Raw genomic sequence first — 22,967 nt, 5'->3', positions numbered from 1 at the left:
TCAACCATGTTCGTGCACAAGACCGCACTGTTCAGTGCAATCACCACAGCCTTGCTGGCCAGCGCCAGCCTGCAAGCGGCCGAGCCGCTGAAGGCTGTCGGCGCCGGCGAAGGTCAGTTGGATATCGTGGCCTGGCCGGGCTACATCGAACGTGGCGAAAGCGACAAGGCCTACGACTGGGTGAGCGGTTTCGAGAAGGAAACCGGCTGCAAGGTCAACGTCAAGACCGCTGCCACCTCCGACGAGATGGTCAGCCTGATGGCCAAGGGCGGTTACGACCTGGTCACCGCGTCCGGCGATGCCTCGTTGCGCCTGATCGTCGGCAAGCGCGTGCAACCGATCAACACCGCGTTGATCCCGAACTGGAAAACCCTCGACCCACGTCTGAAAGATGCGCCGTGGTACGTGGTCAACAACCAGACCTATGGCACCCCGTATCAGTGGGGCCCGAACGTGCTGATGTACAACACCAACGTGTTCAAGACGCCGCCGACCAGTTGGAATGTATTGTTCGACGCGCAGAATTTCCCCGACGGCAAGCCGAACAAGGGCCGCGTGCAGGCCTATGACGGCCCGATCTACATCGCCGATGCGGCGTTGTACCTGAAAACCGCCAAGCCTGAATTGGGGATCAAGGATCCGTATCAACTGACCGAAGTGCAGTACAAAGCCGTGCTCGATCTGTTGCGCGCGCAGCAGCCGTTGATTCACCGCTACTGGCATGACACCACCGTTCAGATGAGCGACTTCAAGAACGAAGGTGTGGTGGCGTCGAGCGCGTGGCCGTATCAGGTCAACGGCCTGATCAACGAGAAACAGCCGATCGCTTCGACCATCCCGAAAGAAGGCGCCACCGGTTGGGCCGACACCACCATGCTGCACGCCGAGGCCAAGCACCCGAACTGCGCGTACAAGTGGATGGACTGGTCGTTGCAGCCGAAAGTCCAGGGTGACGTGGCGGCGTGGTTTGGTTCGCTGCCTGCAGTGCCGGCGGCGTGCAAGGGGAGCGAACTGCTCGGCGCCGAGGGCTGCAAGACCAATGGCTTCGACCAGTTCGACAAGATCGCCTTCTGGAAAACCCCGCAGGCCGAGGGCGGCAAGTTCGTGCCTTATAGCCGCTGGACTCAGGATTACATCGCGATCATGGGCGGCAGGTAAGCCCGAGAGCAACTTGGTCTAACTCCCTTTCCCCCTCTCCCCCCTGGGGGAGAGGGCTGGGGTGAGGGGGTGGCTTTTGGCTTTGCCCTTGATTTCAGAGCAATGGCCAATAAAGCCACCCTCACCCCCCGCCCTCTCCCGGAGGGAGAGGGAGCTAAAAGCAATTTCAGCGCCCTGCACACTTCCTGTAGGAGCTGCCGCAGGCTGCGATCTTTTCGACGCCACATACGACTTTTTGAAAGCCCGCTTTACCGGAGCACCGCACCATGACGCTTGCAGTCCAGTTCACCAACGTTTCCCGGCAGTTCGGCGAAGTGAAAGCCGTTGACCGGGTTTCCATCGATATCCAGGACGGCGAGTTCTTTTCCATGCTCGGCCCTTCCGGCTCGGGCAAGACCACCTGCCTGCGCCTGATCGCCGGTTTCGAACAACCGAGTGCCGGCTCGATCCGCATTCACGGCGCCGAAGCCGCCGGTCTGCCGCCGTATCAACGTGATGTGAACACCGTATTCCAGGATTACGCGCTGTTCCCGCACATGAACGTGCTGGACAACGTCGCCTACGGCTTGAAGGTCAAAGGCGTGAGCAAAACCGAGCGCCACAAGCGCGCCGAAGAGGCGTTGGACATGGTCGCCCTCGGTGGCTACGGCGCACGCAAACCGGTGCAGCTGTCCGGCGGTCAGCGCCAGCGTGTCGCCCTCGCCCGCGCCCTGGTCAATCGCCCTCGGGTGCTGTTGCTCGATGAACCGTTGGGCGCTCTCGATCTGAAACTGCGCGAACAGATGCAAAGCGAATTGAAGAAGCTGCAGCGCCAGCTCGGCATCACCTTCATCTTCGTCACCCACGACCAGACCGAAGCGCTGTCGATGTCCGACCGCGTGGCGGTGTTCAACAAGGGCCGTATCGAGCAGGTCGACACCCCGCGCAATCTGTACATGAAACCCACTACAACCTTCGTCGCCGAATTCGTCGGTACTTCGAACGTGATTCGTGGCGATCTGGCGCGTCAGCTCAGCGGCCATCCGCAGCCGTTTTCGATTCGCCCCGAGCACGTGCGTTTCGCCGAAGGGCCGCTCGCCAGCCATGAAATCGAAGTCAGCGGTTTGCTCCACGACATCCAGTATCAGGGCAGCGCCACGCGCTATGAACTGACCCTGGAAAACGGCCAGACCCTGAGCATCAGCCACGCCAACAATCAGTGGATCGACAGCAGCGCGCAGCACCAGACCGGCCAGCGCCTGAGCGCACGCTGGGCGCGGGAAGCGATGATCCCGCTGCACGATACCGTTGCGAGCGGGGTCTGACATGAGCACGCTCGCAATGACCCAGGCACCGCCGTTGCGGCGGTTTTCCAACCTGCTCTATCGCAAGCCGAATCTTTATCTGTCGCTGCTGCTGGTGCCGCCGTTGCTGTGGTTCGGCGCGATCTACCTCGGCTCGTTGCTGGTGCTGTTGTGGCAGGGTTTCTACACCTTCGACGACTTCACCATGGCGGTCACCCCTGACCTCACGCTGGCGAATTTTGCCGCGCTGTTCCAGCCGTCGAACTTCGACATCATCCTGCGCACGCTGAGCATGGCCATCGTCGTGTCCATCGCCAGCGCCATCGTCGCGTTCCCGATTGCCTACTACATGGCGCGCTACACCACGGGCAAGACCAAGGCGTTTTTCTACATCGCGGTGATGATGCCGATGTGGGCCAGTTACATCGTCAAGGCCTACGCGTGGACGCTGCTGCTGGCCAAGGGCGGCGTCGCGCAATGGTTCGTCCAGCATCTGGGACTGGAGCCGGTGTTGCAGTTCATCCTCGGCATTCCCGGCGTCGGCGGCAGTACCTTGTCGACCTCGCATCTGGGGCGCTTCATGGTCTTCGTCTACATCTGGCTGCCGTTCATGATCCTGCCGATTCAGGCGTCGCTGGAACGCTTGCCGCCGTCGCTGTTGCAGGCGTCTGCCGATCTCGGCGCCAGGCCGAGCCAGACCTTCATGCAGGTGATTTTGCCGTTGTCGATCCCGGGGATTGCTGCCGGTTCGATCTTCACGTTTTCGCTGACCCTGGGCGATTTCATCGTGCCGCAACTGGTGGGCCCGCCGGGCTACTTCGTCGGCAGCATGGTCTACGCGCAGCAAGGTGCGATCGGCAACATGCCGATGGCCGCGGCGTTCACGTTGGTGCCGATTGTGTTGATCGCGGTTTACCTGTCCATCGTCAAACGACTGGGGGCCTTCGATGCACTCTGAGCGCGCTTCACTGGGTCTGCGCATTGCCGCCTGGGGCGGGCTGGTGTTTCTACACTTCCCGATCCTGATCATCTTTCTTTACGCCTTCAACACCGAGGAAGCCGCGTTCAGCTTTCCGCCGAAGGGCTTCACCCTGCACTGGTTCAGCGTGGCCTTTTCGCGGCCGGATGTGCTGGAGGCGATCAAGCTCTCGCTGCAGATTGCCGCCATCGCCACGTTGATCGCGATGGTGCTCGGTACGCTGGCTTCAGCCGCGTTGTACCGTCGCGATTTCTTCGGCAAACAGGGCATTTCGCTGATGCTGATTTTGCCGATCGCCCTGCCGGGGATCATCACCGGGATCGCGCTGCTGGCGACGTTCAAGACGCTGGGGATCGAGCCGGGGATGTTCACCATCATCGTCGGCCACGCGACCTTCTGTGTGGTGATCGTCTACAACAACGTCATCGCCCGCCTGCGCCGCACGTCACACAGCCTGATCGAAGCCTCGATGGACCTCGGCGCCGACGGCTGGCAGACCTTCCGCTACATCATCCTGCCGAACCTCGGCTCGGCGTTGCTGGCCGGCGGCATGCTGGCGTTTGCGCTGTCGTTCGACGAGATCATCGTCACCACGTTCACCGCCGGGCACGATCGCACGTTGCCGCTGTGGCTGCTCAACCAGCTCAGCCGCCCACGGGATGTGCCGGTGACCAACGTGGTTGCCATGCTGGTGATGATGGTGACCATGCTGCCGATTCTCGGCGCGTATTACCTGACCCGCGGTGGCGAGAGCGTCGCCGGTAGCGGCGGGAAATGAATATCTGACTGACACCAAAATCCCCCTGTGGGAGCGAGCTTGCTCGCGAAGGGGCCATGACATCCAACATTGATGTCGGCTGACACACCGCCTTCGCGAGCAAGCTCGCTCCCACAGGTTTCTCAATTCGGCCAGAACAATAAAAGTGTTAGCGAGGACAATGAAATGCAAACCAGACTCTTGATCAACGGCCACCTGGTCAACGGCGAAGGCCCGGCCCAACCGGTGCTCAACCCGGCGCTCGGCAGCGTGCTCGTGGAAATCAATGAAGCCAGCGAGGCCCAGGTCGACGCCGCCGTGCGCGCCGCCGATAACGCCTTCGCCGAGTGGTCGCAAACCACGCCGAAAGACCGTTCGCTGCTACTGCTCAAACTCGCCGACGCCATCGAAGCCCATGGCGAGGAACTGGCGAAACTCGAATCCGACAACTGCGGTAAACCCTACAGCGCCGCACTGAACGACGAGATCCCGGCGATTGCCGATGTGTTCCGTTTCTTCGCCGGCGCCAGCCGTTGCATGAGCGGTTCGGCCGGTGGCGAATACCTGCCCGGCCACACCTCGATGATCCGCCGCGACCCGGTGGGCGTGATCGCCTCCATCGCGCCGTGGAACTACCCGCTGATGATGGTCGCCTGGAAAATCGCTCCGGCCCTCGCCGCCGGTAACACCGTGGTGCTCAAGCCGTCGGAACAGACCCCGCTGACCGCGTTGCGTCTGGCCGAACTGGCGTCGGAAATCTTCCCGGCCGGTGTACTCAATCTGGTATTCGGTCGCGGTCCTAGCGTCGGCAGCCCGCTTGTGACTCACCCGAAAGTGCGCATGGTCTCGCTGACTGGCTCTATCGCCACCGGCTCGAACATCATTTCCAGCACCGCCGACAGCGTCAAACGCATGCACATGGAGCTGGGCGGCAAGGCCCCGGTGATCATCTTCGACGACGCCGACATCGATGCGGCGGTTGAAGGCATTCGTACGTTCGGTTTCTACAACGCCGGGCAGGACTGCACCGCCGCGTGCCGGATCTATGCGCAACAAGGCATCTACGACCAGTTCGTCGAGAAGCTTGGCGCTGCAGTCAGCAGCATCAAGTACGGCTTGCAGGATGATCCGTCGACCGAACTGGGGCCGCTGATCACCGCGCAGCATCGCGACCGCGTCGCCGCGTTCGTCGAGCGCGCCGCAGCGCAGTCGCACATTCGCTTGATCACCGGCGGCAAGGCTGTTGAAGGCAATGGGTTCTTCTTCGAACCGACGGTGCTGGCCGACGCGCAACAGGATGACGAGATCGTTCGCCGCGAAGTGTTCGGGCCGGTGGTCTCGGTGACCAAATTCACCGATGAAGCGCAGGCGCTGGAGTGGGCCAACGATTCCGACTACGGCCTCGCCTCCTCGGTGTGGACGGCGGATGTCGGACGCGCGCATCGCTTGTCCGCGCGGTTGCAGTACGGCTGCACCTGGGTCAACACGCACTTCATGCTCGTCAGCGAAATGCCGCATGGCGGTCAGAAGTTGTCCGGCTATGGCAAGGACATGTCCATGTACGGGCTGGAGGACTACACCACGGTTCGGCATGTGATGTTCAAGCACTAAAGCATCGCCAGCAGGCTGGCTCCTACAAGGAATCGTATTTCAACCTGTAGGAGTGAGCCTGCTCGCGATGGCGTCAACTCCGGCTTCAAGGCAGAAACCGGCCACACGCACCACCAGGATTCAACACCTAACAATAACTACCGACCCGGGCGGCGCCCGCAAAGCCCCGCCACGGCCTCGGCCATCCGAAATCTGCCGATTTCCCGGAGCAAAACACATGAGTGCCTCACCCGAACTCTCGGCCGCCGTTGCCGACAGCGATGCCGAACAACTGCGCAAACTCGGCTACACCTCGAACTTCAACCGCAGCATGAGCCTGTGGGAAAACTTCGCTTTAGGGTTCACCTATCTGTCACCGGTCGTAGGGGTTTATACCCTGTTCGGCCTGTGCCTCGCCGCCGGCGGGCCACCGATGTTCTGGGCTTACTTGCTGGTCGGTTGCGGCCAGTTGCTGGTGTGCCTGATCTTCGGCGAAGTGGTCTCGCAGTTCCCGATTTCCGGCGGCGTCTATCCATGGGCGCGACGTCTGGTCGGCAAGAAATGGGCGTGGATGGTCGGCTGGATCTACTCCATCGCCCTGTGCGTGACCATCGCGGCGGTGGCCGTCGGTGCCGGCCCGTATCTGGCGGCGATGCTCGGGTTTGAACCGAGCAACAACACCAACATCGTCATCGCGCTGGTGCTGACCTTGTTCGCCACGCTGGTCAATCTGAGCGGCACCAAAGTGCTGGCGCGCATTGCCATGTTCGGTTTCCTCTGCGAACTGGTCGGCGCGGTGATCGTCGGCGTGTACCTGCTGATCTTCGAGCGTCACCAGCCGCTGAGCGTGCTGTTCAACACCTTCGACATACGCGTCGACGGCTCGTACCTGCCGGCGTTTCTCACCGCCTCACTGGCGGGGATGTTCCTCTACTACGGCTTCGAGGCCTGCGGCGACGTCGCCGAAGAAACCCCGAACCCCAGCGCAAAAATCCCGGTGGCCATGCGCATGACCATCTACATCGGCGGCATCGCGGCGATGTTCGCCTGCCTGGCGCTGATCCTCGCCGTGCCGGACATGCAAGCGGTGATCAACGGCACCGACAAGGACCCGGTCACCACCATCCTCAACAACGCCTTCGGCCCGGTCGGTTCGAAAGTGGTGATGGGCGTGGTAATGATTTCCTTCATCTCCTGCGTCATCAGCCTGCAGGCTGCGGCGAGCCGTCTGCTGTACTCCTACGCTCGCGATGAAATGGTCATCGGCAGCCGACTGCTGAAAAAGATTTCTCCTACCACTCAGGTGCCCGTTGCCGCGCTGTTCGTGTCCGGCGTCCTGCCCGCCCTGATCATCGCCCTCGGCTTCTTCCTGCAAGACGCCGTGGCCACCATCGTCAGCTTCGCCGCCATCGGCATCTACCTCGCGTTCCAGATGATCGTGCTGGCCGCTTTGTACGCGCGAATGAAAGGCTGGAAACCCAGCGGCAAATTCACCCTCGGCGCGTGGGGCTGGCCAGTGAACATCGGCGCGCTGGTGTATGGCGTCGGCGCCATCATCAACATGGCCTGGCCACGTACGCCGGATGCGGCGTGGTACGTGAACTATGCGATGGTGTTGAGTACGGTGATCGTGATTGGTCTGGGGCTGGTTTACATGTGGATTGGCAAGCCGTATGACCATGGGAAGGCACCGGCTGGGGATGCGTGGAAGGTGATTCGCTAAATACAATCGCCCCGGAAACCCAAAAGTTTCAGGGGCGATGCTCGAAACCTGCACTATTTGTAGTCATTCCTACAACTCAGGAGGGTGTAATCAACTCAACCGAGGGGAAATAGTTTCGGTACCGCTTAGAATCTCGAGTCAACAACGGTAGTTTCTTTACGGCCGCATGCGCACCAATGAAAAAATCCGCTAGGACATTGTGCTTTCCGCCGCCCACCTTCCGATAACGTACAAACGCCTTACCAGCCAAAAAAAGCGCAGATCGCGGAATTTCCTGCATGACTAATCCGAGTTGATTGACCACTCCATCCAATGCTTCAAACGTGGAAAACGTCTGGGACAGCTCTGCATAGACGATCGGATTAATTACCAGCTCATGGACCAGTGACTGAGCGCGGAGCTGCTGAATAGACCAGTCAGCCCAAACAGGGTCATCCTCCAAAACGTCTATCAACACATTGGTATCAACCAACACCATCAATCATCACCCCTGAGCAACGCCATCAAATCATCGGTTCTCCATTTGATATCGGCTTTGCCCCGGACAGCGTCAAATCGATCCTGAGTCTTCGCTTTACCTGCAGCGGGCTTGGCACCTTGCAAAACCACCTCACCCTGCTCGTTAACGCTGAATTCTATGGCCGAGCCTGGCGTCAGATGCAAGGCATCACGAATAGGCTTGGGAATTGTGACTTGACCTTTACTGGTCATGGTTGTCGTCATTTCATGCTCCTTGAGTATTACTCGCCATAGAAACGTAATACTTGACTGCTGGATCTGCAACCGCCGCTGATCGTGGGATTATTCCGATCGACTAGAAGGAAATTTTCATCAAGCTATCAGCGGTAACCCACAATCAGCATTCGACAATCTCCCTAGCCACAGCTTTTACAGTCACCGTGAAAGCCAAATGGCTCCCAAGGTGGCTGCTACTCCAACACTAAAACCGCGAAACACTCCTCATCGCATCCACCAGATACCGCATCGCAATCCGGTCACTCTCCGACAACTCGCGATAGCGCTCCACCAGCTTCAGCTCTTCAGAACTCAATCGACGTCTTCTGCGGCCGCTGCCGAGGCAGGGAAAGATGCCGAGCATTTCGGCGATGCCTTGTATTTTTGCCATGGACGATGTCCTTCTCTGATACTTCGAAGAATTGCTTGATCACCACATCGCCCTGCCCCTTACAGCAGCGCCTGTGCCCCGCCGGTCGTGCCGGCCATGTTCATAGAATAGAAATTTAATCGGCGCTGAAAAGCGGTTTTTAGAGTAATTAGTCGAAAAAAGCAGAAATGCCCTGTAAATCAGAAAGTGCCGTCGGACATTTAACCGACATGTCTTGTTTCATTGACACTCTGTCGGTGTGTATCAACGAATTTTGCAACGCGAGCGAACCGTTTAAGCTAGCCGGCATCTGTTTATAGTCCGTTGCGTTTGGCCGAAGGCTTGTCCGAACCGTAATTTCTGATCCAGCACGTGCCAGGAAAGGCGCGGGATTGCTCACGACAGGTTGTATTTATGCACCGCAGGAATTTGCTCAAAGCGTCGATGGCCATTGCGGCTTACACCGGTCTCTCGGCTTCCGGCCTGCTGGCCGCCCGTGCCTGGGCAGCCAATGGTGGCGCCGCCGATGGCGAGGCCCAGGCTTTCGACTTCGAAGCGCTGAAGCGCCAAGCCAAGCAATTGGCCGGAACGGCCTATCAGGACACCAAACAGGTGCTGCCGCCGACTTTGGCGACCATGACCCCGCAGAACTTCAACGCGATCCGCTACGACGGCGATCATTCGTTGTGGAAAGAGAACAAGGGTCAGCTGGACGTGCAGTTCTTCCACGTCGGCATGGGTTTCCGTCAACCGGTGCGCATGTACAGCGTCGATCCGAAGACCCGGACCGCCCGCGAAGTGCATTTCCGTCCAACGCTGTTCAACTACGAGAACACCTCGGTCGATACCCAGCAGCTCAAGGGTGACCTGGGCTTTGCCGGTTTCAAGCTGTTCAAGGCGCCGGAGCTGGATCGCCATGACGTGGTGTCGTTCCTCGGCGCCAGCTATTTCCGCGCGGTGGATGCGACTGGCCAATATGGCCTCTCGGCCCGTGGTCTGGCCGTCGACACCTACGCGAAAAAACGCGAAGAATTCCCGGATTTCACCAAATTCTGGTTCGAGACCCCGGATCAGAACGCCACTCGCTTTGTGGTCTACGCCCTGCTCGACTCGCCGAGCGCCACCGGTGCGTACCGCTTCGACATCGATTGTCAGGCCGAGCGCGTGGTGATGGAAATCGACGCCCACATCAATGCGCGTACCGCCATCGAACAACTGGGCATCGCACCGATGACCAGCATGTTCAGCTGCGGCACCCACGAACGCCGCATGTGCGACACCATCCACCCGCAGATTCACGACTCCGATCGCCTGGCGATGTGGCGTGGTAACGGGGAGTGGATCTGCCGCCCGCTGAACAACCCGGCGACCCTGCAGTTCAACGCGTTCGCCGACACCGATCCGAAGGGCTTCGGTCTGGTGCAGACCGACCACGAGTTCGCCAACTATCAGGACACTGTCGACTGGTACAGCAAGCGCCCGAGCCTGTGGGTCGAGCCTACAACCGCGTGGGGCGAAGGCTCCATCGACCTGCTGGAAATTCCTACCACCGGCGAAACGCTCGATAACATCGTCGCGTTCTGGACGCCGAAAAAACCGGTGGCCGCCGGCGATTCGCTGAACTATGGCTACAAGCTCTACTGGAGCGCCCTGCCACCGGTCGGTACGCCGCTGGCGCGAGTGCATGCGACCCGTTCGGGCATGGGTGGATTCGTCGAAGGCTGGGCACCGGGCGAGCATTACCCGCCGGTCTGGGCGCGACGCTTTGCCGTGGACTTCACCGGCGGCGGTCTCGATCGTCTGCCGCAGGGCACCGGGATCGAACCGGTGGTCACCTGCTCCAACGGCAAGGTGCAGGACTTCAGCGTGTTGGTGCTCGACGACATCAAGGGTTACCGGATCCTGTTCGACTGGTACCCGACCAGCGACAGCGTCGATCCGGTGGAGCTGCGCCTGTTCATCCGCACCAATGACCGCACGTTGAGCGAGACCTGGTTGTACCAGTACTTCCCGCCGGCGCCGGACAAGCGCAAGTATCCTTGATGACTTGAGGCGCCTGCACGGGCCTCTTCGCGAGCAAGCCCGCTCCCACCCTGGCTCTCGGTCGATCACACAGTTTGTGACCGACACCGAGCCAGGGTGGGAGCGGGCTTGCTCGCGAAAGCGGCAGAACATTCAACATCGGATATTGAAGAACCTGCGTCAGGTCAGTGGGCAATACAGATGAATGTCTTTGGGCTCTTGATCAAACAGCTCAGGATCCGGTTGATCAACCAACCGGCAGCCCTGACGCTGATAGAACTCCACGGTGTTGCGCGATTCAGTGGCTGAGACATACAACGCCTCGGCACCGAATCGCCGCCCCTGCTCACAGGCCAGCGCAAACAACTTCGCCCCCAGCCCCTGCCCCCGGTAGTCGCGGCTGATGTGCAGAAACTTCAACTGGCGCATGCTCAGTCCCTGATTGTGAATAACCTGGTTATCCACAACCACCGCCGCGATCAGCGCCTGCCCATCGAAAAACCCATACAGCCAACCACCGCGCCGCAAGCACTTCGCCAGCGTCAGCGCATTCTCTTCGGCTTCGCCTTCCGGCCATCCGCGCATGTCGAAACGTGCCGGGTAAAGCACCAGCACGCCGTTCTCCAGGCGATAGCACTCTTCCACCAGCTCACTGCGGTCGATCTGCGCCAGCAGCGGCAAGTCGTGTTCGGTCAGTTCTCGTTCGATCAACATGCTCGACTTCCTTGGCAAATGGCAGGCAAGAAAAAACCCGCCGGTTCAATGGCGGGTTTTATAGACGTTACGTCGGTTTGAAATCAATCGCGCAGGTCAGACTCGTGGATCGGCTGATCACGATGGGTCGCGCGTTGATACTGCGCCGGCCACACCGCCTGACGCCCGCCGAGATCATCGTCGGCGTGCAGCGGCCAGTAAGGATCGCGCAGCAACTCGCGGGCGAGGAAGATGATGTCGGCTTGGCAGGTGCGCAGAATGTGCTCGGCCTGCGCCGGCTCGGTAATCATGCCCACGGTGCCGGTGGCGATGCCTGACTCCTTGCGCACCCGTTCGGCGAAGCGCGTCTGATAACCCGGCCCCACAGGAATCTCGGCGTTGGCGGCGGTACCACCGGAGGAGACGTCGATCAGATCCGCTCCCAGTGCCTTGAGGCGACGCGCCAGTTCCACGGTTTCATCCGGGTTCCAGCCGTCTTCAACCCAGTCGGTGGCCGACACCCGGACGAACAGCGGCAGCTCTTGCGGCCACACCTCGCGAACGGCCTCGGTGACTTGCAGCACCAGACGAATGCGGTTTTCGAACGAACCACCGTATTGATCGCGGCGCTGATTGCTCAGCGGTGACAGAAACTGATGCAGCAGATAACCGTGGGCGGCATGTACCTCGACCACGCTGAAACCCGCGGTCAACGCGCGTTTGGCGGCCGCAACGAAGGCCTGAATGACCTCGGCGATCTGCCCTTCATCGAGCTGTTTCGGTTGCGTGTGTTGCGGATCGAAAGCAATCGGCGATGGCCCGACCGGGGTCCAGCCGCCATCCTCCGGTTTGACGCTACCGTGTTTGCCGATCCATGGCCGATGAGTGCTGGCCTTGCGCCCGGCGTGGGCCAGTTGAATGCCGGCAACAGCGCCCTGAGCGGTGATGAAGCGGGTGATGCGTTGCAGCGGTTCGATCTGTTCGTCGTTCCACAAACCGAGGTCTTCAGCGGTGATCCGCCCGTCGGCGGTGACCGCCGTGGCTTCAGTGAATATCAGGCCGGCGCCGCCCACCGCGCGGCTGCCCAGGTGCACCAGATGCCAGTCGTTGGCCAGACCGTCGACGCTGGAGTACTGGCACATCGGCGACACGGCGATGCGGTTGGGCAGGATCAGTTGGCGGAGGGTAAAGGGTTCGAGCAGCAGACTCATGGGGCACCTCTCAAATCAGTGGGCAGGCTCCAGGGTTCTGTTTGAAAAGTCGACGAGTGACAGGAAAAGGTGCAGCACCCGCCCCCGCGGGCAAAAAATTCGACAAGACGTCACAAGGCCAATCAAGCAGTGCTTAGAGCCTAGTCGACAACCGGGGATGAGGGAGGGTTCAAGACATTTTCCATGAGTGCCACCGAACCTGTGGCGAGGGAGCTTGCTCCCGCTCGGCTGCGCAGCAGTCGTAAAACCCTGCACTGTGATTTTCCTGCAGCAACCCGTTTGCAGGGTCTGGGGCCGCTTCGCAGCCCAGCGGGAGCAAGCTCCCTCGCCACAAAAGCACTCAGGGGATCAGCGCGGTTCGATGTGGGCAATCATCAGTTGCACCGTCTCGTTGCCACGAAACTCGTTGACGTCGAGCTTGTAGGCCAGCTCGACCCACTGAATGGTCGGATTCGGCCAGACGTCACGGTCAATGCCGAAAGCGATGCCATCCAGCTTCACCGAACCGCATTCGCTTTTCAGCACCACTTTCAGGTGCCGCTCGCCGACCACTCGCTGCTCGACCAACTGGAACACGCCATGGAACAGCGGCTCCGGGAAGTGCTGGCCCCAAGGCCCGGCATGACGCAGTGCGCGGGCCAGCTCCAAGTGGAACTCCTCGACCGCAAGCGTGCCGTCCGAGAGCATGCGCCCGGTCAGGTCTTCTTCGCGAAGTTGCCGCCGCACTTCAGCGTCAAACGCCTCGGCGAACAGCGGAAAATTCTCTTGCGGCAAGGTCAGGCCGGCCGCCATCGCATGACCGCCGTACTTGGCGATCAGGTTCGGATGCTGCGCCGCCACCACGCTCAAAGCATCGCGGATGTGGAAACCCTGCACCGAACGGCCCGAGCCCTTGAGCAAACCGTCACCGGCATCGGCGAAGGCAATGGTCGGGCGGAAATAACGCTCTTTCATGCGCGAGGCGAGAATGCCGATCACGCCCTGGTGCCACTCGGGATCGAACAGGCATAAGCCGAACGGCATCGATTCCACCGGCAAGTCCTTGAGCTGGGCCAACGCCTCGCGCTGCATGCCCTGCTCGATGGATTTGCGATCCTGGTTCATGCCGTCCAGTTGCGCGGCCATTTCCCGGGCCAGATTGGCGTCGGCGGTGAGCAGGCATTCGATCCCGAGACTCATGTCGTCCAGACGCCCCGCCGCGTTCAAACGCGGGCCGACGATGAATCCCAGGTCTGTGGAGGTAATCCGCGCCGCGTCACGCTTGGCGACTTCAAGAATCGCCTTGATCCCCGGACGGGCACGCCCGGCGCGAATCCGCTCGAGGCCCTGATGCACCAGAATCCGGTTGTTGGCGTCCAGCGGCACCACGTCGGCGACGCTGCCCAGCGCCACCAGATCCAGCAGTTCACCGATGTTCGGCTGCGGTTTGCTTTCGTACCAGCCGAGGCTGCGCAGGCGCGCGCGCAAGGCCATCAACACGTAGAAAATCACCCCGACCCCGGCCAGCGCCTTGCTCGGAAACTCACAGCCTGGCTGGTTCGGGTTGACCAGCGCATCGGCTTGCGGCAGTTCATCGCCGGGCAAGTGGTGGTCGGTGATCAAAACCTTGAGCCCGGCCTTTTTCGCCGCGGCCACGCCTTCGACGCTGGAGATGCCGTTGTCGACGGTGATCAACAACTGCGGCTCGCGCGTCAGGGCGACTTCGACGATTTCCGGGGTCAGGCCATAGCCGTATTCAAAGCGGTTCGGCACCAGATAATCGACATGCGCCGCGCCCAGCAGACGCAAGCCGAGCACGCCGACCGTACTGGCGGTCGCGCCATCGGCATCGAAGTCACCGACGATCAGAATCCGCTGACGCTGCTCCAGCGCCGTCACCAGCAGATCCACCGCCGCCTCGATGCCCTTGAGCTGCTGGAACGGAATCAACCGCGCCAGACTTTTATCCAGCTCCGCCTCGGACTGCACGCCCCGCGCGGCGTACAAACGCGTCAGCAAAGGTGGCAGGTCACCGAGAAACGGCAGCGTGGCAGGCAACGGTCGAGGATCAATACGCATGGGGTAACGGAAACTTCTCTTGAATACGTGGGATTAATCAGTGAACGACGCAGGATCAGCCGCGCTCACCGGCCAGCCATTCCAGCTGGACTTCGTGCTGACCGCGGTCGTCAGTGACGAAGATCGTGCCTTCGCTGATCATCACGTCCCACTTGATGACGCGCGGCATGTCCTTGGCCAGGGTTTCCAGCACCTCTTGCGGCACGGCGGCGATGTTGACGTTTTTCAGGTTCTTGGCCACCGGTACCACTTTGCCTTCCCACACGCGCAGGCTGCCGTAGGCCAGCAGGCTGGTGCGTTCGGTGCGACGCGAGCACCAGGTCAGACGATCGGCGTCCGGCTGACCGACTTCGATCCAGTGCAGAACGCGGTCATCCAGGCTTTTTTCCCACAGCGCAGGTTCATCCACGTCCGACAGACCACGGCCAAACGACAGCAGTTCGTTGTACCAGAGGGCGTAGGCCAGCAGCCGCACGGTCATGCGCTCTTCGGTTTCCGAAGGGTGACGGGCGATGGTCTGCTTGACGCTCTCGTAGACGCTACGGTCGAGGTCGGTTAGGTTCAGTTCGAATTTGTACGTGGTAGACGGCTGGGCCATGAACGGGCTTCTTGATACGAGGAAAGTCGGCAAGTCTAACCGATGCCGTAGGCAATCATCGAATTGATGGCGATCAACCTGCGGCGTCTGACAGCCGGCTATGTTAAAACGCTGTATCCGCTCAGCCTTGTCCTACAGGATTCAGTATGCCGTTCGCCAACAAACCGCTCAGCGGTGTGAAAGTCATTGAATTGGGTACGTTGATTGCCGGGCCGTTCGCCTCGCGCATTTGCGGCGAGTTCGGTGCCGAAGTGATCAAGATCGAATCGCCCGACGGCGGCGATCCGCTGCGCAAGTGGCGCAAATTGTATGAAGGCACCTCGCTGTGGTGGTTCGTCCAGGCGCGCAACAAAAAGTCGCTGACGCTGAACCTCAAGCACCCCGAGGGTCTGGCGATCCTGAAAAAACTCCTCGGCGAAGCCGACATCCTGATCGAGAACTTTCGCCCCGGCGTGCTGGAAAAACTCGGGCTGAGCTGGGAAACCCTGCACGCGCTGAATCCGAAACTGGTGATGGTGCGCCTCTCCGGTTTCGGCCAGACCGGGCCGATGAAGGATCAACCGGGCTTCGGCGCGGTCGGCGAGTCCATGGGCGGTTTGCGCTATATCACCGGTTTCGAGGACCGGCCACCGGTGCGCACCGGGATTTCCATCGGCGATTCGATTGCCGCGCTGTGGGGCGTGATCGGCGCGCTGATGGCGCTGCGTCATCGCGAGGTCAACGGCGGTCTCGGCCAAGTGGTCGATGTCGCGCTGTACGAGGCGATTTTCGCCATGATGGAAAGCATGGTGCCGGAGTTCGACGTGTTCGGTTTCATCCGCGAGCGCACCGGCAACATCATGCCGGGCATCACGCCGTCATCGATCCACACCAGCGCCGACGGCAAGCACGTGCAGATCGGTGCCAATGGCGACGCGATCTTCAAGCGCTTCATGTTGATCATCGGCCGCGAGGATCTGGCCAACGACCCGACGCTGGCGAGCAACGATGGGCGCGACAGTCGTCGCGACGAGTTGTATGGCGTGATCGACCGCTGGGTCAATTCGCTGCCACTGCAAAGCGTGCTCGACCTGCTCAATCAGGCGGATGTACCGGCCAGCCGGATCTTCAGCGCCGAAGACATGTTCAGCGATCCGCAGTACCTCGCCCGGGAAATGTTCCTGCAGGCGAAACTGCCGGACGGCAAGCCTTTCAAGATGCCGGGCATCGTGCCGAAACTCTCTGATACACCGGGCACTTCCGAATGGGTCGGGCCGCAGCTCGGTGAACACAATGCGCAGGTACTCCACGATCTTGGCTACGACGAACAGCAGATCGCCCGACTGCGCGCAGACGGAGCCATTTAACCTGAAACATCACCGGACATCGGACGCCAACCGCGCCCACCACTGGTGGACGTGGCGGCTGTTCGGCCTGTTGTTTCTGCTGATTCTGCCCGCCTGGGCGCAGGCAAAACCGACGCTGATCTGGTTACTGCGCGATCTGCCGCCCCTGACCATCTTCGAAGGCCCGAAAAAGGGCCAAGGCGTCATCGACCAACTGCTGCCGATGCTGATTGCCGGCATGCCGCAATACGAACACACGCTGATGCGGGTCAATCGCGCCCGCGGCATGCAGATGCTGCACGAGCCGTCCTTTACCTGCGACCCCTCGCTGATCTGGAGCAAGGAGCGCACGCAATGGATCGCCTTCTCTATCCCGGCGTTTCGCGCTGTCAGCAATGGTCTGGTGGTGCGGCAGAAAGATCGCGACGTACTGGCACCTTACCTGGTCGATGGCGAAGTCGATCTGAAGGCATTTCTGGCCAATGGCGAAATCAAGGTCGGGGTCATCGCAGAGCGTAGTTACGGCGAATTTCTCGACAATCTGCTCAAGCAGGCACCCGGCGGCGCACTGACGCCGCACTACGGCAACGATGCCCTGAGCAGCCTGCTGTCGATGCAGCGTCTGGGGCGTCTGCAAGTGGTTTTAGGTTACTGGCCGGAAATCCGCTATCAGGCGCAGCAGGCGCAAATTGCCGAAGATGAATTGGTGTTCTACCCGATTCGCGGCACCGGCAAGTATCTGTCTGGCTATGTCGGATGTTCCGATACGCCCCAGGGCCGTCAGGCGATCAGCGAGATCAACCAACTGCTGCGTACCCTGCCCCATGCGCAACTTGACCAGTCGTACGCCGACTGGCTGGATCCCGAGATGCGCACGGATTACCTGCAACAGGCGCGGATGTTTTTCGAGCAGCAGACCGCGCAATAAAACCTGCGGGCAAAAGAAACCCCGAGAAGTGGGGAGACGACTCGGGGTTAAACGTGGTCTACATAAAGACCCGTAGCAGCAAGCGACAAGCACCGGAGCACAATGCTTGATCCTGCTGTTATGGGGTCTGACTGACGGGAGTGCAGGAAGGTTCCCACAAAAAATATTTCATCTTTACAGTGCCGCGCGCTTATCCAGCGCTGCATTGCGCAAAGCCGCGAACACACAGGGCTCCAGTCGACCTTCGGCGATCAGCACATCGCGGTGCAGACCGTCGACCACATCGGTCAGCAGGCGCTTGTCGGTCAATTGCGCCTGATTGAATTCGCGCTCCACCACGATGGCCCCGTTGCTGTTCTTCAGCGTCACCAGGCATTCGCCATGGGCGCCACACGGAGTCAACGTGACCTGATACGGGCTCAGAGCCTCACCGAGCAATAGACTGATACTTTCCATCTCGATCTCCACTCAATAGTCCGAAAACATTGTGCCTGGGGCGTGTTCACAATAAATGACCACCCGCCCGAGAAGAAAGTTCTGAATACCGCGCTGCTCCCGGAGCAGTTAGCGGTCTGTCAAAGAATGCACGGTGAAGATGACAGAAACAAAACCGTCGGTTCAGGCACCCGACGGATGGGCTGCCGTTTGCAGGTAGCTGTCCAGCAACCCGCGCATCAGTACCGCCGAAACCGGCGTCTGCAGGCGCCCCAGCAGCTTCAGGTCCTGAGCGTGCAGCATGCTTTCGAGATCGCTCAGCAGACCCGGTGCCATCCGCCCCAGCAGGATGACGGCGCTGGCCTCCCGTCGGGCCGCCAGATGCCGGATCAGTGCCAGGCCTTCTCCGCCTTCCAGTTGCGGATCGCAGATCGCGATGTCGACCCGGGTACGACGCTCCAGCGAACAGCGCGCCGAAGCCAGCGACGGCGCCGTCAGTACGTCATAGATGCCGACCGCGTTGAGCATCTGGTGCAACGCCATCATTCGATAAGGATCAGGTTCTAGAATCAGGACTTTGAGCGAGCGCATGGGCGACCTCGGAAACGGCAATCGCGGAATTGTCCGCAGTTGCCGCCCACTTTAGGGCAGCCTCCTTCAGTCCCCCATCGGAAAAGGAGGCGCGTGACATAGGAAATTTCCCTGTATCACTGCGATGTCATACCGCTGTTGCGTCGCGCTGGGTGATGTCCGTCCAGCCGCCGAGCAGGCCTCGCAATTCGCCTTTCGCGCTGTAGAACGGCACGGTCCACTGGTAGATTTCCCGATTGCCATTATTGAATTGCAGGCGGCGTCTGCTGAAGCGGGTTCTGCGTGTCCTCAACTGAATCATGAACTCATCATGCAGCATCCCGGCGGTAGCTCGCGGCAGCGCATCGACGTCGATCAAGCGGCATCCTTTCACCTGTTCAAAGCGGATCGACAACGCCTCTTCATAACTTTTGTTGCACAGAATCAGGCGCCCCTCCAGGTCTCGAACGAACACAGGATCAGGCATGGCATCGATCAACGCACGCTGGAACACCAACTGATCACCGAGTTCGCTTTGCACGTCTCGATGCTGTTTGATCACAGCCGCCATTCGTCGATTCCATAACAGCGACATCACACAAAAGCCCCCGACCAGAACCACACCCCAGCAGCTCGAGCGGAGCCAGTGCTGCCAACCGGCGGCGGCCGGCTTCTGGCCGATGCCGCCCAGCCATTTCAGGCGAATGGCTCGTAGCTCTGAGGCCGGGAATGCTTCCAGGGCCTTGTTCAGAATGCTCAGCAATTGCGGCTGGCCTCTGCGCACCGCCAGAAGATCGGCCTCCCACTTGCCCTCCAGCAGTTCGCCGACCTTCAGCAGGCCTGAAGGGTAGAGTTGCGCGCCGATTTCGTTTTCGATGGTGGCATAGGCTTCGCCGCTCTCGACCAACGCCCGCGCCTCGGCATAGGTTTTGACCGAACGTAATTCGATGGACGGATAATCGCGCCGGATCATCCCCTCCAGCGCGTGCCGGCCAGGTAATACCAGCACCCGCTTGGCCAACTGCTCCAACGAATGCAGCCCGGGTTCGCCGGTACGGCCGACAAACACCCAGCCGGCACCGCCAAAGGCATGGCTGAAATCCAGACTCGATCTGCGCTCGTCATTCATCGCCAGGGTCGTGCTCATGTCCGCTGCACCGGTTTCCAGGCGCTCGAGCATCTGCGCGGTCGAGAAGGATTCCCGGTAGATGAACTTTAATCCGGTCATGGCACTGATGCGTTTGAGCACATCACTGTTAAGGCCACTCCAGTGACCGTGCTCATCCAGGAACAGGTACAACGGGTACTGCTCCGCTGCCACGATCACCGTCGGGTTATCCCGGATCCATTGCAGCTCTTCCTCATCCAGCACCACGGTGCCAATGTTCAACTGCTCTTCATCATGCGCCAGGTGCGCCGCCGCACCCACGCGCCAACCCCACAACAGGCACAACAGAAGTACCCGCTTCAGGGTGTGTTTCCATCCTCTTTCAAACAGCATTGCCACTTCCTTCGTGATCGACTCACCCGTCCTTCATGGGCGAAAACCCGAGCAGTGTGGCAGCAGAAACAAAAAAGCCCGTCAGGAGACGGGCTTCAAAATGTGACAGCTTTTTCGACTTACAGCGGCTTGCCGCGGTTGCCATGCTGGCTGACAAAGGCCTGTACGGCTTTCAGTTCGTTTGGCAAAACGGTGCAGCGCTCGTTTCGCTCAAACAAATCAGAAAGATGTGCAGGCAGTTCGAGAGCTTTTCCTACACCTGCTTTCTCTACGGCATCCGGGAACTTCACCGGATGCGCCGTGCCCAGGATCACCATCGGGATGTCCAGACTGCGACGGCATTCGCGTGCGGCCTTGACGCCGATGGCGGTGTGTGGATCCAGCACTTCGCCGCACTGCGCGTAGACTTCGGCAATGGTTTCGCAGGTTTGCGCATCGTCCACGGCCAGCGAGTCGAACAGCTTGCGGGCTTCAGTCCAGCGCTCTTGCTCGACGCTGAAACCGCCGCCCTGCTTGAACGAATCCATAAGCCCGGCAATCGCCGCACCGTTGCGACCGTGCAGGTCGAACAGCAGGCGTTCGAAGTTCGACGAGACCATGATGTCCATCGACGGCGACAGCGTGGCGTGCAGGGTTTCCTTGACGTACTGGTTGCCGCTCATGAAGCGGTGCAGGATGTCGTTGCGGTTGGTGGCGACGATCAACTGGTTGATCGGCAGGCCCATGTTGCGTGCCAGGTAACCGGCGAAGATGTCGCCGAAGTTGCCGGTCGGCACCGAGAACGCCACCGAACGTGCCGGGCCGCCCAACTGCAGGGCTGCGTGGAAGTAGTAAACGATCTGGGCCATGATCCGCGCCCAGTTGATCGAGTTCACCGCGACCAGGCGCGTGCCCTTGAGGAAGCTCTGGTCGGCGAAGCTGTTCTTGACCATTTCCTGGCAGTCATCGAAGTTGCCTTCGATGGCGATGTTGTGGATGTTCTCACCGAGGATGGTGGTCATCTGCCGACGCTGCACTTCGGACACACGGTTGTGCGGGTGCAGGATGAAGATGTCGACGTTTTCGCAGTGCTTGCAGCCTTCGATGGCGGCCGAACCGGTGTCACCCGAGGTGGCGCCGACGATCACCACGCGCTCGCCGCGCTTTTCCAGCACGTAATCGAGCAGCCGACCGAGCAGCTGCAGGGCGAAGTCCTTGAACGCCAGGGTCGGGCCGTGGAACAGCTCGAGCACCCATTCGTTGCCGTTCAGCTGACGCAGCGGCGCAACGGCGCTGTGCGAGAACACACCGTAGGTTTCTTCGAGGATCTTTTTGAAATCGGCGTCAGGAATGCTGCCGGTGACGAACGGGCGCATTACGCGGAAAGCCAGCTCGTGATACGGCAGGCCGGCCCAGGAGGCGATTTCTTCCTGGGTGAAACGTGGCAGGTTTTCCGGGACGTACAGACCGCCGTCAGTGGCCAGACCGGCCAGCAGGACGTCTTCGAAATTCAGGGCCGGTGCCTGGCCGCGGGTACTGATGTAACGCATGACTGACTCCAATGGAGAGTGTGCACAACAGTGGCCCCTTTCACGGGGCCATTGCAGGACAACGACTTAGTTCAGGTGCTCGACGCGGATCCGTACAACCGGACCATTCACGCCGGCCAGGGCTTCGAGGGCGGCGATCGCATCGTTGATACGCTGCTCGACCACGCGGTGGGTCAGCAGGATCATAGGTACCAGACCGTCGTGTTCCTCGACTTCCTTCTGCATGATCGACTCGATGTTGATGCCGCGCTCCGAGAGGATGCTCGCCACCTGAGCCAGTACGCCCGGATGGTCCTTGGCCTGGATGCGCAGGTAGTAGGCGCTTTCGCAGGCTTCGATCGGCAGGATCGGATGCGCCGACAGCGAGTCCGGCTGGAAGGCCAGGTGCGGCACGCGGTTTTCCGGATCGGACGTCATGGCGCGAACCACGTCCACCAGGTCGGCGATCACCGACGAAGCGGTCGGCTCCATGCCCGCACCGGCACCGTAGAACAGCGTCGAACCGGCGGCGTCACCGTTGACCATCACGGCGTTCATCACGCCGTTGACGTTGGCGATCAGACGATCCGCCGGGATCAGCGTCGGGTGTACACGCAACTCGATGCCGGCCGCAGTGCTGCGCGCCACGCCGAGGTGCTTGATGCGGTAGCCCAGCGCTTCGGCGTAGTTCACGTCGGCGGTGGTCAGTTTGGTGATGCCTTCGGTGTAAGCCTTGTCGAATTGCAGCGGAATGCCGAACGCGATCGACGCCAGAATCGTCAGCTTGTGCGCTGCGTCGATGCCTTCGACGTCGAAGGTCGGATCGGCTTCGGCGTAGCCCAGCGCTTGCGCTTCGGCCAGCACGTCTTCGAAGGTGCGACCCTTCTCGCGCATTTCGGTGAGGATGAAGTTGCCGGTGCCGTTGATGATCCCGGCGACCCAGTTGATGCGGTTGGCGGACAGGCCTTCACGGATCGCCTTGATCACCGGAATGCCACCGGCCACGGCCGCTTCAAACGCCACGATCACGCCTTTCTCGCGTGCCTTGGCGAAAATTTCATTACCGTGAACGGCAATCAGTGCCTTGTTCGCGGTGACCACATGCTTGCCATTCTCGATGGCCTTGAGTACCAGCTCGCGGGCAACGGTGTAGCCGCCCATCAGCTCTATGACGATGTCGATCTCAGGGTTCGTGGCCACTTCGAAGACATCGTTGGTAATCGCAATACCGGTCGTCTGGAACTGAGGCTTTGGCGTGCGCGTGGCAATTTGTGCCACTTCGATCCCACGCCCGGCACGACGAGCAATTTCCTCGGCGTTGCGCTGAAGTACGTTGAAGGTACCGCCACCGACGGTCCCTAACCCACAGATGCCTACTTTGACCGGATTCACTGTGAACTCCCCATGAAACGGCCGACGCAAGGTCGGCCGGAAAACAACCGCGTGTTCGCGGCTCTCTATTAATGGCCCGGCGAAGTTACCGCCGGACCATGATCGTCAAAGGCTGACCGTGACGATGCGAA

The 22,967-nt window shown here is 60.5% G+C and carries 21 protein-coding genes; 9 read left to right on the top strand and 12 right to left on the bottom strand.

The window, feature by feature from the left end; genetic code table 11:
- Positions 1-6 precede the first annotated feature (6 nt).
- The 6 genes from ydcS to ACVHNU_RS01930 all read left to right on the top strand — a co-directional run bounded on the left by ydcS (position 7) and on the right by ACVHNU_RS01930 (position 7,490).
- Positions 7-1,158 carry a putative ABC transporter substrate-binding protein YdcS gene (gene ydcS, locus ACVHNU_RS01955; protein ID WP_473018895.1) on the top strand — a complete coding sequence of 384 codons (1,152 nt, stop codon included), beginning with the start codon at positions 7-9 and terminating at the stop codon, positions 1,156-1,158.
- 266 nt (positions 1,159-1,424) lie between these two features.
- Positions 1,425-2,462: an ABC transporter ATP-binding protein gene (locus tag ACVHNU_RS01950; RefSeq protein ID WP_134785514.1), complete on the top strand. Its 1,038-nt coding sequence runs from the start codon at positions 1,425-1,427 to the stop codon at positions 2,460-2,462.
- Between the two features lies 1 nt (position 2,463).
- Positions 2,464-3,399, top strand: a complete 936-nt coding sequence (locus ACVHNU_RS01945; RefSeq protein WP_473018894.1) for an ABC transporter permease — start codon at positions 2,464-2,466, stop codon at positions 3,397-3,399.
- A complete protein-coding gene (locus ACVHNU_RS01940; protein ID WP_473018893.1) occupies positions 3,389-4,198 on the top strand; it encodes an ABC transporter permease in 810 nt (269 codons plus the stop codon). Before ACVHNU_RS01945 ends, ACVHNU_RS01940 begins: the two co-directional genes overlap by 11 nt.
- Positions 4,199-4,363: 165 nt before the next feature.
- Complete coding sequence (locus tag ACVHNU_RS01935; RefSeq protein WP_473018892.1) at positions 4,364-5,788, top strand: gamma-aminobutyraldehyde dehydrogenase; 1,425 nt, start codon at positions 4,364-4,366, stop codon at positions 5,786-5,788.
- Positions 5,789-6,005: 217 nt separating this feature from the next.
- Positions 6,006-7,490 carry an APC family permease gene (locus ACVHNU_RS01930; RefSeq protein ID WP_473018891.1) on the top strand — a complete coding sequence of 495 codons (1,485 nt, stop codon included), beginning with the start codon at positions 6,006-6,008 and terminating at the stop codon, positions 7,488-7,490.
- A 76-nt stretch (positions 7,491-7,566) separates the two neighbouring features.
- Here ACVHNU_RS01930 and ACVHNU_RS01925 read toward each other — a convergent pair whose 3' ends face one another.
- From ACVHNU_RS01925 to ACVHNU_RS01915, 3 genes are all read right to left on the bottom strand, one after another.
- Positions 7,567-7,968, bottom strand: a complete 402-nt coding sequence (locus tag ACVHNU_RS01925; protein ID WP_400498633.1) for a type II toxin-antitoxin system VapC family toxin — start codon at positions 7,966-7,968, stop codon at positions 7,567-7,569.
- Positions 7,968-8,213 carry an AbrB/MazE/SpoVT family DNA-binding domain-containing protein gene (locus ACVHNU_RS01920; protein WP_400498622.1) on the bottom strand — a complete coding sequence of 82 codons (246 nt, stop codon included), beginning with the start codon at positions 8,211-8,213 and terminating at the stop codon, positions 7,968-7,970. Before ACVHNU_RS01920 ends, ACVHNU_RS01925 begins: the two co-directional genes overlap by 1 nt.
- Positions 8,214-8,430: 217 nt before the next feature.
- Positions 8,431-8,616: a hypothetical protein gene (locus ACVHNU_RS01915; protein ID WP_003222012.1), complete on the bottom strand. Its 186-nt coding sequence runs from the start codon at positions 8,614-8,616 to the stop codon at positions 8,431-8,433.
- A gap of 393 nt (positions 8,617-9,009) precedes the next feature.
- Here ACVHNU_RS01915 and ACVHNU_RS01910 point away from each other — a divergent pair, with 393 nt between their 5' ends.
- A complete protein-coding gene (locus tag ACVHNU_RS01910) occupies positions 9,010-10,638 on the top strand; it encodes a glucan biosynthesis protein D (RefSeq protein ID WP_003222010.1) in 1,629 nt (542 codons plus the stop codon).
- A 159-nt stretch (positions 10,639-10,797) separates the two neighbouring features.
- On the opposite strand, the gene ACVHNU_RS01905 is transcribed toward ACVHNU_RS01910, so the two are convergent.
- From ACVHNU_RS01905 to ACVHNU_RS01890, 4 genes are all read right to left on the bottom strand, one after another.
- Positions 10,798-11,331: a GNAT family N-acetyltransferase gene (locus ACVHNU_RS01905; RefSeq protein ID WP_473018890.1), complete on the bottom strand. Its 534-nt coding sequence runs from the start codon at positions 11,329-11,331 to the stop codon at positions 10,798-10,800.
- An 83-nt stretch (positions 11,332-11,414) separates the two neighbouring features.
- On the bottom strand, positions 11,415-12,521 hold the full coding sequence (locus ACVHNU_RS01900) for an NADH:flavin oxidoreductase/NADH oxidase (protein ID WP_003222005.1): 1,107 nt from the start codon (positions 12,519-12,521) through the stop codon (positions 11,415-11,417).
- Between the two features lie 348 nt (positions 12,522-12,869).
- On the bottom strand, positions 12,870-14,579 hold the full coding sequence (recJ, locus tag ACVHNU_RS01895; protein WP_223008419.1) for a single-stranded-DNA-specific exonuclease RecJ: 1,710 nt from the start codon (positions 14,577-14,579) through the stop codon (positions 12,870-12,872).
- A gap of 55 nt (positions 14,580-14,634) precedes the next feature.
- Positions 14,635-15,177 carry a YaeQ family protein gene (locus tag ACVHNU_RS01890; protein WP_003222001.1) on the bottom strand — a complete coding sequence of 181 codons (543 nt, stop codon included), beginning with the start codon at positions 15,175-15,177 and terminating at the stop codon, positions 14,635-14,637.
- 146 nt (positions 15,178-15,323) lie between these two features.
- Here ACVHNU_RS01890 and ACVHNU_RS01885 point away from each other — a divergent pair, with 146 nt between their 5' ends.
- Together ACVHNU_RS01885 and ACVHNU_RS01880 are read left to right on the top strand one after the other, a co-directional pair.
- Positions 15,324-16,523, top strand: coding sequence for a CaiB/BaiF CoA transferase family protein (locus ACVHNU_RS01885; protein ID WP_473018889.1), 1,200 nt, complete (start codon positions 15,324-15,326; stop codon positions 16,521-16,523).
- Positions 16,471-17,430 (top strand): TIGR02285 family protein, encoded by a 960-nt coding sequence (locus tag ACVHNU_RS01880; protein ID WP_473018888.1) that lies wholly within the window; start codon positions 16,471-16,473, stop codon positions 17,428-17,430. Before ACVHNU_RS01885 ends, ACVHNU_RS01880 begins: the two co-directional genes overlap by 53 nt.
- Before the next feature lie 174 nt (positions 17,431-17,604).
- On the opposite strand, the gene ACVHNU_RS01875 is transcribed toward ACVHNU_RS01880, so the two are convergent.
- From ACVHNU_RS01875 to ACVHNU_RS01855, 5 genes are all read right to left on the bottom strand, one after another.
- Positions 17,605-17,886 (bottom strand): DUF3509 domain-containing protein, encoded by a 282-nt coding sequence (locus tag ACVHNU_RS01875; RefSeq protein WP_473018887.1) that lies wholly within the window; start codon positions 17,884-17,886, stop codon positions 17,605-17,607.
- A gap of 162 nt (positions 17,887-18,048) precedes the next feature.
- Positions 18,049-18,456 (bottom strand): response regulator, encoded by a 408-nt coding sequence (locus tag ACVHNU_RS01870; RefSeq protein WP_103485370.1) that lies wholly within the window; start codon positions 18,454-18,456, stop codon positions 18,049-18,051.
- 127 nt (positions 18,457-18,583) lie between these two features.
- A complete protein-coding gene (locus tag ACVHNU_RS01865) occupies positions 18,584-19,936 on the bottom strand; it encodes a transporter substrate-binding domain-containing protein (protein WP_473018886.1) in 1,353 nt (450 codons plus the stop codon).
- A 119-nt stretch (positions 19,937-20,055) separates the two neighbouring features.
- The gene (thrC, locus tag ACVHNU_RS01860; protein WP_003221994.1) at positions 20,056-21,465 is read right to left on the bottom strand and encodes a threonine synthase; all 1,410 of its coding nucleotides are present in this window, start codon (positions 21,463-21,465) and stop codon (positions 20,056-20,058) included.
- Positions 21,466-21,531: 66 nt separating this feature from the next.
- On the bottom strand, positions 21,532-22,836 hold the full coding sequence (locus tag ACVHNU_RS01855; RefSeq protein ID WP_007967780.1) for a homoserine dehydrogenase: 1,305 nt from the start codon (positions 22,834-22,836) through the stop codon (positions 21,532-21,534).
- Between the last annotated feature and the right edge of the window lie 131 nt (positions 22,837-22,967).

The sequence above is a fragment of the Pseudomonas sp. Ors-4-3C genome, from assembly GCF_055755035.1.
This window is presented reverse-complemented; position numbering and strand designations above follow the sequence as displayed.